General features: G+C 33.8%; 9 protein-coding genes. 6 read left to right on the forward strand and 3 right to left on the reverse strand.

Annotated elements, in window-relative coordinates:
• The first annotated feature begins 41 nt into the window (after positions 1-41).
• Positions 42-779 carry a Dph6-related ATP pyrophosphatase gene (locus tag J2W95_RS04705; RefSeq protein ID WP_310004450.1) on the forward strand — a complete coding sequence of 246 codons (738 nt, stop codon included), beginning with the start codon at positions 42-44 and terminating at the stop codon, positions 777-779.
• Positions 780-841: 62 nt separating this feature from the next.
• Here J2W95_RS04705 and J2W95_RS04710 read toward each other — a convergent pair whose 3' ends face one another.
• The 3 genes from J2W95_RS04710 to J2W95_RS04720 all read right to left on the reverse strand — a co-directional run bounded on the left by J2W95_RS04710 (position 842) and on the right by J2W95_RS04720 (position 3,460).
• Positions 842-2,326, reverse strand: a complete 1,485-nt coding sequence (locus J2W95_RS04710) for an aminopeptidase P N-terminal domain-containing protein (protein ID WP_310004452.1) — start codon at positions 2,324-2,326, stop codon at positions 842-844.
• Positions 2,327-2,409: 83 nt separating this feature from the next.
• Positions 2,410-2,955 carry a DUF1697 domain-containing protein gene (locus J2W95_RS04715; protein ID WP_310004454.1) on the reverse strand — a complete coding sequence of 182 codons (546 nt, stop codon included), beginning with the start codon at positions 2,953-2,955 and terminating at the stop codon, positions 2,410-2,412.
• Positions 2,956-3,013: 58 nt separating this feature from the next.
• On the reverse strand, positions 3,014-3,460 hold the full coding sequence (locus J2W95_RS04720) for a NanQ anomerase/TabA/YiaL family protein (RefSeq protein ID WP_310004456.1): 447 nt from the start codon (positions 3,458-3,460) through the stop codon (positions 3,014-3,016).
• Positions 3,461-3,650: 190 nt separating this feature from the next.
• Between J2W95_RS04720 and recG the strand changes: the two genes are divergently transcribed.
• The 5 genes from recG (at position 3,651) to J2W95_RS04745 (ending at position 12,598) form a co-directional block, all read left to right on the forward strand.
• Positions 3,651-5,759, forward strand: a complete 2,109-nt coding sequence (recG, locus tag J2W95_RS04725; protein ID WP_310004458.1) for an ATP-dependent DNA helicase RecG — start codon at positions 3,651-3,653, stop codon at positions 5,757-5,759.
• 261 nt (positions 5,760-6,020) lie between these two features.
• Positions 6,021-7,079, forward strand: coding sequence for an efflux RND transporter periplasmic adaptor subunit (locus tag J2W95_RS04730; protein ID WP_310004460.1), 1,059 nt, complete (start codon positions 6,021-6,023; stop codon positions 7,077-7,079).
• A 68-nt stretch (positions 7,080-7,147) separates the two neighbouring features.
• Positions 7,148-10,246 carry an efflux RND transporter permease subunit gene (locus J2W95_RS04735; protein WP_310004462.1) on the forward strand — a complete coding sequence of 1,033 codons (3,099 nt, stop codon included), beginning with the start codon at positions 7,148-7,150 and terminating at the stop codon, positions 10,244-10,246.
• 151 nt (positions 10,247-10,397) lie between these two features.
• Entirely contained in the window at positions 10,398-11,708 is a 1,311-nt protein-coding gene (locus J2W95_RS04740) for a TolC family protein (protein WP_310004465.1), read from the forward strand.
• Positions 11,709-11,734: 26 nt separating this feature from the next.
• Positions 11,735-12,598, forward strand: a complete 864-nt coding sequence (locus tag J2W95_RS04745; protein WP_310004468.1) for a bestrophin family protein — start codon at positions 11,735-11,737, stop codon at positions 12,596-12,598.
• Positions 12,599-12,616: the final 18 nt, after the last annotated feature.

Here is a 12,616-nt window from a genome sequence, read left to right on the forward strand (position 1 = left end):
TAAATTTGCATATCAAACCCGAATAAATTAAGACAAAACCATTGAAAAAGAAAGCCCTATTTAATTGGAGCAGTGGCAAAGATTCTGCATTGGCATTGTATAAAATTCTACAAAAAGATGAATACGAAATTAGCTGTTTGTTAACTAGTGTAAATCAGCAGTTTCAGCGTATTTCGATGCATGGCGTTCGTGTAGAATTGTTAGAACAACAAGCTCAAAGTATTGGATTACCGCTTGAAATTATGCAAATTCCCGAAATGCCCACAATGGAAGTGTACGAAGCTGTTATGCAAACGACACTATCCAAATTAAAGGAACAAGGAGTAACTCATTCTGTTTTCGGAGATATTTTTCTCGAAGATTTGCGAAAATACAGAGAAGATAAATTATCAGAAATAGGTTTTGATGGTGTGTTTCCACTTTGGAAAATACCAACTCAAGATTTGATTCAGGAATTTATTGCATTAGGATTCAAAACAATTGTGGTTTGCGTCAATGAAAGGTTTTTGGATAAAAGTTTTGTAGGATGCGTGATTGATCAGGATTTTATTAATGATTTACCAGAAAATGTAGATGTTTGTGGCGAAAATGGAGAATTCCATACGTTTACTTTTAATGGACCAATTTTCAGTAAACCAATTGATTTTGAAGTTGGCGAAGTAGTCTATCGAAAATATGAAAAACCAAAAGAGGAAGATTCATCAGATACTGCTTGTGATACTTCAGCTTCGGATGCATTTGATTATGGATTTTGGTATTGTGATTTGCTGGTAAAATAAGTCTATAAAAAGCTCAGTTGAAAATCGCAACTGAGCTTTTAGGTTTATTTAAAATAAATTCTCTAGTCTAGCTTTGGTAAATTAAAAGTATCAAAAAGACTTTTCTCAGCCATAAGAGTTTCTATTTCATTTGATTTTCTAGGTGCATCTGCAGATAAATTTACTGGAGCATTATCGGTTACCAAGATGTCATCTTCGATTCGTACAGCAATTCCCCACCATTTTTTATCACATTCACTGCCATTTGGAATATAAATACCTGGCTCCACTGTCACCACCATATCTTTTTCAAATGTGTTGTACATTCCAGGATCGTGCACATCCAGTCCGATATGATGAGATGTTCCGTGAGGGAAATACTTTCTGGATTCTTCTGCTTTATTTATAATTCCTAGTTTCATTAAGCCATTCGTAATGATATCACGAGCAGCTTTATCTGGAGCAGTAAAACTATTTCCAATTTTAACTGTTGCAATACCTGCTTCTTGAGCTTCATAAACTAAATCATAGATTGTTTTTTGTTCTGGAGAAAATTTACCATTGGCAGGAATTGTTCGGGTTACATCGGCAGAATAACCGTGATATTCAGCCCCTAAATCCATTAAAACCAAATCATTTTCGACTTTCATTTTACTGTTTTCAATATAATGTAAAACACAACCGTTATTTCCAGCGCCAACTATGGAAGGATATCCTTCGTACTCGCTACCATACTTTTTATAGACAAATTCATGAATTCCTTGAATCTCTGATTCAGACATTCCCGGATGCATTGCTTTCATGGTTTCGCGTTGTCCCATTGCCGAAATACGAACGGCCTTGGTCAATAAAACCATTTCTTCTTTGGACTTAACCTCACGTAAACTAGCCATATAGGTATTGATGGCTTTTGTGTCTATATTTGCTTTTTTAGCTGCGATAGTTTTGGTTGTATTGATTTCATTTTGAACTTTAGAATCGGTTTTGACTTCTGTTTTTGTATTGTAGCCAATTTGAACTTTAAATGAACCGACTAATTTGTACAAATCTGCCTCTTCTTTCTTAAAGTCGCGATAATCATCTTTGAAATCTGTAAAAAATACGTTGCTGAAACTATAAAAATCAATACCAGACTTTAGAAATTCCTTTCCATTGAGAGCATTCTCAAAACCGAGAGTTTTTTGAGCTCCTTCAACTCCCAAGCGTACACCTGTCCATTGTTCTGCTCTTGGATTTTTTTCTTGAACGTAAAGTACTTCGTTATATGTTTTTCCTTCTTTATTAGTTTGATTATCCGAGAAAATTACCAAAACACAATTTGGTTCTTTATATCCTGTCAAATAATAAAAATTTGGATCCTGGTGATATATAAAATCGACATCATTAGCTCTATTTCTAATTGCATTTCCAAAAAATACCGCGACACTATTCTTTGGCATTTTTTTACGTAAAGCCTCTCTACGCTCCTTGTGAAATTGTGCTGATAAATAATCATTAGGATTTCCATTCTGAGCTATTGTAGAGCAAATCAGCGCTAGAGTGAGAATAATAGAAAGTTTAAATTTCATTTTTATTTGGTTTAAGGATTAGTTGTCGTTTTGATTTTTGACAGATTAGAAAGTAAATATAGATATTTTTTGAAAATATAAATTTATCTTTCCTCATACATTTTCAACAACTGCGTCACGGTATTCCAATTACGAATGGTTGCTGTTACATTTAGTTTTTTCTCGATGTATTTTTGATCAAACCTCGTTTTTCCTGCTCCCACTGAATATTTGATGTAGATTCTACTTTCGTCGATATGTGCCTCGTCGGGTTTTACTTGGCTCATTTTTAAATCGTTGATACTATCGTTTCGTAATGCAATTGAAACAAAAGCAACATATAATTTTTTAGTATCAATTTCTTTCTCTTTCAAAAATGGATTGTTTTTGAGACAGTTATCCAAATCAGTTTTTCCAATAACAACAATAGGAACTTCATGTCCGAAGACCTTGAAAATTTCTTGTTTTATTTTAAAACCTACTGCTGGAGCATTTTCCTCCTCAGTATCTACAAAAACATTTCCGGATTGGATATACGTTTGTACATTTTGAAAACCAATGGCTTCCAAAGCAGTTTTCAAAGCTTCCATTTTTATCATATTGTGACCGGAAACATTGATTCCACGAAGAAGAGCTAGATGAGTTGTCATTTTTAAGTTTTTTGTTTCAGCAAAAGTATTGTGTTTATTTACGGTAAATAAGTGTTTATTAAATTTTTACTTTAACAACCACTTTTTTTACTTTCGAAATTTGTCCTGCTTTTACGCATGGTCTATGAAGATCCTCTGGAAAAAATATAGTAAACATTCCCTCCTCTACTCTAATCATTGAAGTTTCTCCATTATAGAAAGTATAATCTTTTTCTAAGTTTTCTTCAACAGAAACCTGATTAGTCAACGGAGTAAATCCCATTAATTCAACTCCCTGAATGACATACTGAATATCAATGTATTTATGATGTCCTTCAAGAATGCAATCTTTCTCTTCTTTGGTGTCATATTCTTGAACAATAGCAAAAACATCGTCATTATCGATTTGGTGTTTCCCTGATTCTATTGCGACTAAATCAGTTTCAGTAATAAACTCAAATCCTTTAGCCAATCTTTTTGTAAGCTTACTGTATAGTCTGTAATTTTCAATTTTATCGATAACCATTTTATGTTTTTTAAATTTGATTTCAAAGGTATTGTGAATTATAAGAATTTCCTAAACAATCCCATTTCCAAATTTCCCAACAAAAAACTATCTTCGCTTTCTTAAAAAGAGAAAAGAAAATAGAACAAAGAGAATAGACTCGAAAAATCTAAATTCTAGAATCTGCCATCTAAAATCTGTAATCTAAAAAATGTCCAATAACCTCCTAGAAACTCCAATAGAATATCTCAAAGGCGTTGGTCCCAATCGGGGCGCGTTGTTGCGTAAAGAATTGGGAATTTTTAAATATGGAGATTTAGTCAATTTTTTTCCAAATCGTTATATTGATCGCACTCGTTATTATAAAATTAATGAGTTGCAGAATAATATTGCCGAAGTACAGATTATTGGGAAAATAATCAATATCAAAACGGTGGAGTTTGGTCGTAACCAAAAACGATTGGTGGCAACATTTGTTGACGATACTGGACAAATGGATCTCAACTGGTTTCAAGGACACAAATGGATTAAAGAGAGTTTAAAGCTAAACGAAGTCATTGTGATTTTTGGAAAATGCGCGCAATACGGAAGCCAATATAGTATGGCTCATCCTGAAATTGAGTTGTTGAGTGAGCACGAGAAAAGTTTGCGTTCCGCCATGCAGCCCATTTATCCTTCGACCGAAACATTGGCCAATCGCGGAATAACGAATCGTGTGGTGAACAAAATGATGCAACAATTGTTTCTCGAAACACAAGCATTATTTAGTGAAACTTTACCTTCCTATTTGACTAGTGAACTCAAACTGATTCCAAAAAATGCTGCTTTATTCAACATTCATTTTCCAAAAAGTGCCGAAATTTTGGCGAAAGCCCAATTCCGATTAAAATTTGAGGAATTGTTCTTTATTCAGTTGCAATTGATCACGAAGAATTTGGTTCGGAAACATAAAATTAAAGGATTGCCATTTGAAAAAGTAGGAGAACTTTTTAATGAGTTTTATCAAAATCATCTACCGTTTGAATTGACAAACGCCCAAAAACGGGTAATTAAGGAAATAAGAACCGACATGGGCAGTAACGCTCAAATGAACCGATTACTACAAGGTGATGTGGGTTCAGGGAAAACCATAGTAGCATTTATGAGCATGCTATTGGCTTTGGATAATGGTTACCAAGCCTGTTTAATGGCGCCGACGGAGATTCTAGCCAATCAGCATTTTATAGGTTTATCCGAATTGGCTAAATCTTTAAATATCAACATCAAAATATTGACGGGTTCTACCAAAATTGCTGCGAGAAGAATCATTCACGAAGAGTTGGAAAACGGTTCTTTACAAATACTTATTGGTACTCACGCTTTATTGGAAGATAAAGTCAAATTCCAAAATTTAGGTTTGGCAGTTATTGATGAGCAACACCGTTTTGGAGTAGAACAACGTTCCAAATTGTGGAAGAAAAATACAATTCCTCCTCATATTTTGGTTATGACAGCTACCCCAATTCCTCGAACTTTGGCGATGAGTTTATATGGTGATTTGGATATTTCGATTATTGACGAGTTGCCTCCGGGCAGAAAACCAATTCAAACCGTTCATCGTTTTGACTCAAATCGATTAAAAGTTTGGAAATTCATTCGGGACGAAATTGCGCTAGGACGACAGATTTATATCGTTTATCCGCTGATTCAGGAGTCCGAAAAAATGGATTACAAAGATTTAATGGATGGTTACGAGAGTATTTCTCGCGATTTTCCAATGCCACAGTATTCTGTTTCAATTCTTCATGGAAAAATGAAACCCGCCGACAAAGACGAAGAAATGAAACGCTTTGCTGAAGGTAAAACCAATATTATGGTTGCCACAACTGTTATTGAAGTTGGTGTAAATGTGCCCAATGCGAGTGTGATGATTATAGAAAGTGCAGAACGTTTTGGATTGTCTCAACTCCATCAGTTACGAGGCCGTGTGGGACGTGGCGCCGATCAAAGCTATTGTATTTTGATGACTTCTTTTAAATTATCCAGTGACAGCAAAACCCGTATGGAAACGATGGTGAGTACCAATGACGGTTTCGAGATTGCCGAAGTTGATTTAAAACTTCGCGGTCCAGGAGATTTGATGGGAACTCAACAAAGTGGTGTGCTAAATCTTCAAATTGCCGATATTGTTCGGGACAGAGATATTTTAATGTTGGCACGAAATTATGCCATAAAAATTCTAAAGGATGATGCTTCTATGCAAAAACCGGAAAACGCCATCCTAAAAGCAGTTTTTATAGAATTGACCAAAAAGAAAAATATCTGGAATTATATTAGTTGATTTTTGTAAATCACTAATTCTCTGAGTATCTATGATGAAAACTTAATTATTTTAGTTTCTTAGAAACTTATTTCTTTCCCAATTAAACCTTTCCTTTTTTTATAAGTCTAAATCTTTAAGTCAAATTATGATTTTGGCTAAATTTTAATATTTGTATGTACAAACGTTAAATAAAAATTAACAATTCAATTTTTCACAATTCTAAACCCTAATTTTGTTTATTCCTTATTATAGGATACGTTAAACTTTTTACCTTTAAAAATGAAAATAAAAAATCTTGTTTATGCCTTATTAATAATAGGGTTTGGTGGATTTGTAGCTTACAGAATTTCTTCCAACAATGCGAAAAATAATGGTCCAAAAGAAAAAGATGGTAAGGATAAACCAATGACCGTAACAGGTATTGTTGTTGATCCTAAGACTTTTGATAATAATTTATCTCTTTCGGGTTCAATTGAGGCCGACGAGCAAATTGAAATTCGTTCGGAAGTTTCTGGAATTGTTGAGGGGATTTATTTTAAAGAAGGAAGTAATGTAACTAAAGGACAATTATTGTTCAAAGTGAATGATATTGAATTAAGAGCTCAATTGGCACAAGCGAATACGAAAGAAGGTTTGGCTGCCGAAAATGAAAGAAGAGCTAAATTATTGCTACAAAAAGAAGCTATTAGTCAAGAAGAATATGATATCGCCAGAGCTGATCATAAATCAACTCAAGCACAAAGTCAATTAATCAAAGCCCAAATTGCAAAAACTTCGGTTCGTGCTCCTTTTTCTGGGAAAATTGGACTTCGCTCTATTTCGCCAGGAATCTATATTACTCCGACGGTTTTGGTGGCCAAATTAGTAAACAGCAGTAATTTGAAAATTACTTTTTCAATTCCTGAAAAATACGCTTCTCAAGTAAAGACGAATACTCCTTTAAGTTTTACGGTTGAAGGTTCTGACGAAAAATTTACGGCTAAAGTTTATGCTATTGAACCAGAAGTGGCTGTTGCAACTAGGACACTTCAAGTACGTGCAATTACAGAAAACAGTCAGGGAAAATTATTACCTGGTACTTTTGCAAATGTTGTATTGCCTTTGAGTATTATAAAAGATGCAATTGTCGTGCCTACGGAAGCGATTATTCCAGTTCAAAACGGTAAGAAAGTATATATTTCCAAAAATGGAATGGCCAAAGAAATTATGGTGGAAACTGCCACAAGAACGGATGCTTCTATCTTGGTTCTTTCTGGTTTGAAAGCTGGAGATACTTTATTGACAAGTGGAGTTATGTCGTTAAAAGACGAAGCTCCTGTTAAAGTAATCATTAAATAAAATCCCTATTTATTTTAGGTTCTAGTATTCAATCTAAAATCTAAACTTTAAAATCTAAAATTACTTAAATGAGTTTATCCACTTTAAGCATAAAAAGACCTGTAATGACCATCGTTATGAACTTAACGATTATTTTATTTGGTATTATAGGTTACACTTATCTGGGAGTTAGAGAATTCCCATCAATAGATCCAGCTCAAGTTTCGATTCGAACGAATTATACAGGAGCCAATTCGGATATTATTGAATCCCAAATCACCGAACCTTTAGAAAAAGCAATAAATTCAATTGATGGTATTCGAAATGTAACTTCTTCTAGTGCGCAAGGAAGTAGTAATATTACTATCGAATTTAATTTAGACAAAAACCTTGAAGAAGCCGCCAATGATGTTCGTGACAAAGTATCACAAGCGATTCGAAATTTGCCACAAGATATTGATTCACCACCAGTAGTTTCTAAGGCTGATGCCAATAGTGACGCGATTATTTCGATGACAGTACAAAGTGATACTAGAAGCGCATTGGAATTGAGCGATTATGCTGAAAATGTAATTGGTCAACGACTTGAAACCATACCGGGAGTTAGCGGAATCCAAATTTGGGGACAAAAGAGATATGCGATGCGATTGTGGATTAATCCAGAAAAATTGGCTGCTTACGGTTGTACAGTTGCAGAAGTTCGCGATGCCCTAAACAGTCAAAACGTAGAATTACCTTCTGGAAAAATTACGGGTGATAATACTGAATTGACTGTAAAAACAGTTGGGAATCTGTCTAAACCTGATGATTTCAACAATATCATAATACGATCAGATGGCGAAAAAGTAGTTCGTTTTAGTGATGTGGGTACTGCAGAATTGGGACCTGAGAATGTAGAGACCAAAATGACGCAATCAGGTACTCCCCTAGTTGGTGTTGCGATTGTACCGCTTCCAGGAGCAAATTATTTGGATATAGCTAGCGAATTTTACAAACAATTTGAACGTTTAAAAAAGGATTTACCAAGTGATATTAAATTAAACATAGCTATAGATAATACTGTTTTTGTAAAAAAATCGGTAATTGAAGTTGCAGAAACCTTGGGAATATCAATCATATTAGTGATTTTAATTATCTTTTTGTTTTTCAGAGATTGGGCTATTGCTTTCAGACCTTTAATAGATATTCCTGTTTCATTGATAGCAACATTCTTTATTATGTGGCTTTTTGGTTTTTCGATAAATGTACTTACGTTACTTGCAATTGTTCTAGCAACCGGATTGGTAGTAGATGATGGTATTGTGGTAACCGAGAATATTTTTAAGAAAGTAGAAGAAGGAATGTCACCCATCGAAGCGGCAATTAAAGGATCAAATGAAATTTTCTTTGCGGTAATTTCTATTTCTATCACTTTGGCAGCGGTATTTTTGCCAGTGATCTTTTTGGAAGGTTTTGTGGGGCGATTATTTAGAGAATTTGGTGTCGTCATTGGAGCTGCGGTATTGATTTCGGCTTTTGTGTCTTTGACATTAACCCCAATGTTAAACGCCTATTTGATGAAAGGTGGAGAACAAAAAAAATCAAAATTTTATATTAGAACCGAACCCTATTTTGTAAAACTAAACACTGGTTACGCAGAAGCATTGGGACGTTTTATGAAAAGAAAATGGTTAAGTTTCCCTATCCTAATTGTTTGTTTTGCATTAATTTATTTATTCTTTAATCTTTTGAAAAAAGAAACAGCGCCTTATGATGACCGAAGTGGTTTCGTGATGCGTATGACAACGCCCGAAGGAGCTTCCTATGATTATACGGATCGTTTCATGCAAGAAGTTTCCAAATTGGTTGATGATTCCATTCCAGAGAAGAAAGTAAGCTTGGTGATTACTTCCCCAGGTTTTGGATCTTCATCTGTTAATAGTGGTTTTATACGTGTATCCTTGGTTGAACCAGATAAAAGAAAAACTTCTCAAAAGGAAATTGCTGATAAATTGACCAAATGGACCAGTCAATATTCCGAAGCAAAAACATCAGTTATAGAACAGCCTACTATCGCGGTGAACAGACGTGGTGGTTTACCGGTTCAATATATTATTCAAGCTCCTAATTTTCAGAAGTTAAGAGAAAAAATTCCATTATTTATGGATGAAGCAGCAAAAAGTGATGTTTTCTCTGTAACCGATGTAAATTTAAAATTCAATAAACCTGAAATCAACGTTTCTATTGATAGAGCAAAGGCTGAAAGTTTGGGAATTTCGGTAAAAGATGTTGCTCAAACTTTACAACTTTCCTTGAGTGGTCAGCGTTTTGGTTATTTTATTAGAAATGGAAAACAATACCAAGTAATTGGTCAGTTTGAAAGAGATGATCGTTCCAAACCATTGGATTTGACTTCAATGTATGTCAAAAACAATAAAGGAGAACTTATTCAAATGGATAATGTTGTTACCATTGAAGAGCAAAGTAATCCTCCTCAATTGTATCATAATAATCGATACATGTCAGCAACGGTTTCTGCAGGTCTCGCTCCAGGCAAAAGTCTTAGCGATGGAATTGATGCAATGAATGAAATAAAAGCCAAAGTGCTAGATGATACATTTACCACAGATTTAGGAGGTGAATCCAGAGACTTTGTCGAAAGTAGTTCGAATACTTCGTTTGCTTTTGGATTGGCTTTGTTGTTGATTTTTCTAATATTAGCAGCTCAATTTGAAAGTTTTGTAGATCCTTTTATCATCATTTTGACAGTACCAATGGCAGTTGCTGGAGCCTTATTCTCGCTTTGGTTGTTTAATCAGACCTGGAATATTTTCAGTCAGATTGGGACTATTATGTTGATTGGATTAGTTACGAAGAATGGAATCCTGATTGTTGAATTTGCTAATCAATTGCGAGAACAAGGAAAACCAAAATTAGAAGCTATTTTGGAAGCTTCAGAATCAAGGTTGCGTCCAATTTTGATGACTAGTTTGGCAATTTCGTTAGGAGCTTTACCAATTGCATTATCACTTGGTGCTGCAGCTACAAGTAGAATTGGAATGGGAGTTGTTATCGTTGGAGGTACTATTTTCTCTTTGATACTTACTTTATTTGTAATTCCAGCTCTATATCTAATGTGGTCTAAGGCTCGTAAACATTATCCCGAATTTGACCATATTGATGAATATGAAAACGAAGGAAAAAAGTAATCAAAGACTCGAAGTTACTAAGATTTAGGAAGCCTTTTGAGAATATATATCCGCAAAAGGGAATATTAACAACGAGTGTTTAGATAAAAATACAAACTTAACTTAGAATCTTAGCCACTTAGTGACTTAGAATCTACCTTAAAAAAATAATATGAATACTAAACTTTTTTTTAAAAGTCTCCTACTGTCTTTCTTTTGCTTTGCAATTGGAAATGCACAAGAAATACTTACTCTTGAAAATGCTGTTAAAATTGCATTGGACAATAATTATGATATAAAAATTGCCGATAATAATTTAAAAATAGACAAAACGAATGTGGCAATCGGAAATGCTGGAATGTTACCATCTATAAGTGCTGTAGCTACAGACAATAATAGCATTCTTAATACTTCCCAAACTCGATCAGACGGAACGACGGTAGAGTTACAAAATGCAAAAAATAATAGTTTGAATTATGGTGTGGCTTTGGATTGGACCATTTTTGATGGTTTAAAAATGTTTGCCAAATATGATCAATTGAAGGAATTGCAAAATATGAGTGATGCCCAATTGAAAATGACTATTATCGACAAAGTGAGCAGTGTCAATTCTGTTTATTATGATTTGATACAAGAACAACAAAAATTATCCGATTTGGATTCTACAATTATCATTTCGCAAAAAAGATTGGAGTTTACCAAAAATAGATACACTATTGGAAAAGGTTCTAAATTGGATGTGTTGAATGCCCAAGTAGATTTGAATACAGATTTGGGTAATTTATTAAAAGAAAAACAAACTTATGCCAATGCAAAAACACTTTTGAACCAGATATTGGCCAGAGATTTGAACACCGATTTTAAAGTTTCTGAAGGAATAAATGTTGATAGAAATTTGAAACTTGTTGATCTAATAGTTTTGGCAGAAAAGCAAAATCCAGAGTTAGCAATGCAAATTATCAATAAAAAAGTTACAGAACTTCAATTGAAGCAAATCAAAGGAGAACGTTATCCAATAGTTAAATTAAATACGGGATATAATTTTAATGACACAAAATCGTCCCTTGGTTTTACGACAGAATCTTCAGCACACGGCTTGAATTATGGATTTTCGGCGTCTTTGAATTTGTTTGATGGAGATGCTCAGAACAGAAATGAGAAAATTGCCAAAATGCAAATTGATAATTCTAAATTGGTAATTGATCAGCAATTGATTCAATTACGCAGTAATTTGACAGTTGCTTTTCAAGTATATTTGACCAATTTGGATTTAATTGATTTAGAGGAAAATAACACTGCTATTTCAAAACAAAACCTTGAGATTACCGCCGAAAAATTCAAAATTGGAACTATTACTTCTGTTGAGTTCAGAGCAGCACAATTGAATTACATCAATTCAAGGATTCGTTTGAGTAATGCGCAATTCCAAGCAAAATTATCTGAAATTACATTAAGAGAATTAGCAGGAAATCTTAATTTTTAAGTATTTTTAAAATCAAAAAAGACAGAATGATTTCATACAATCCAAAAATTTGGTTCGCCTACATCTTTCGTTTTCATAAATCCGACTCTTTTAGAAAATTATTACCAAGTATATTGGTTATCGCTTTGTATTCGGGTATCGTCGCTTATCTGGAAATTGAATATTTTAAATTAGACGACACAAGCCATGTCAAAAACCTTTTTGTAATTCATACCACTTTAGGTTTTGTAATCTCTTTGTTATTAGCCTACCGAATCAATTCGGCTTATGATCGATGGTGGGAAGGTCGAAAATTATGGGGTTCTTTGATGAATAATAGTCGAAATTTAGCTATTAAACTGTCTGTTATTTTGAAAGATGAAAAAGATTTGGCTTATTTCAGGAAATTGATTCCAAGTTACGCTTCAATGCTGAACAAGCATTTGAAAGATGAGGAAACAAGCATGCAGTTGTTTGAGCAGGTTGATTTAGTAATTGATCATCATAAACACAGGCCAAATCAAGTTGCGAAGATGATATTCCAAAAAATAAACGACTTATATATTACCCATAAAATATCGGGTGACCAGTTGATTATTTTGAACAACGAATTCCAATCTTTCACAGATATTTGTGGCGCTTGTGAACGAATAAAAAACACTCCTATCCCCTACTCCTACAGCGCTTTTATTAAAAAATTTATATTTATTTTTGTTTTGACACTACCCTATGCTTATAGTTTTACATTGGGTTATTATGTAATACCTGTTGTGTCTTTTATTTTTTATGTTTTGGTTAGTATTGAATTAATTTCCGAAGAAATAGAGGAGCCTTTTGGCTACGATGAAAATGATTTACCTACTACAAAAATTGCCGAAAATATTAAAAAATACATTGAAGAAATTTTATAAAAACAGTATCAAAATTTG

Origin of the sequence: Flavobacterium granuli, assembly GCF_031456055.1 — a bacterium.
Classification (GTDB): Bacteria; Bacteroidota; Bacteroidia; order Flavobacteriales; family Flavobacteriaceae; genus Flavobacterium; species Flavobacterium granuli_A.

Coding starts and splice junctions, on each gene's coding strand:
- J2W95_RS04745 (WP_310004468.1), top strand. CDS start 11,735: ATGATTTCATACAATCCAAAAATTTGGTTCGCCTACATCTTTCGTTTT.
- recG (WP_310004458.1), top strand. CDS start 3,651: ATGTCCAATAACCTCCTAGAAACTCCAATAGAATATCTCAAAGGCGTT.
- J2W95_RS04735 (WP_310004462.1), top strand. CDS start 7,148: ATGAGTTTATCCACTTTAAGCATAAAAAGACCTGTAATGACCATCGTT.
- J2W95_RS04740 (WP_310004465.1), top strand. CDS start 10,398: ATGAATACTAAACTTTTTTTTAAAAGTCTCCTACTGTCTTTCTTTTGC.
- J2W95_RS04710 (WP_310004452.1), bottom strand. CDS start 2,326: ATGAAATTTAAACTTTCTATTATTCTCACTCTAGCGCTGATTTGCTCT.
- J2W95_RS04720 (WP_310004456.1), bottom strand. CDS start 3,460: ATGGTTATCGATAAAATTGAAAATTACAGACTATACAGTAAGCTTACA.
- J2W95_RS04730 (WP_310004460.1), top strand. CDS start 6,021: ATGAAAATAAAAAATCTTGTTTATGCCTTATTAATAATAGGGTTTGGT.
- J2W95_RS04715 (WP_310004454.1), bottom strand. CDS start 2,955: ATGACAACTCATCTAGCTCTTCTTCGTGGAATCAATGTTTCCGGTCAC.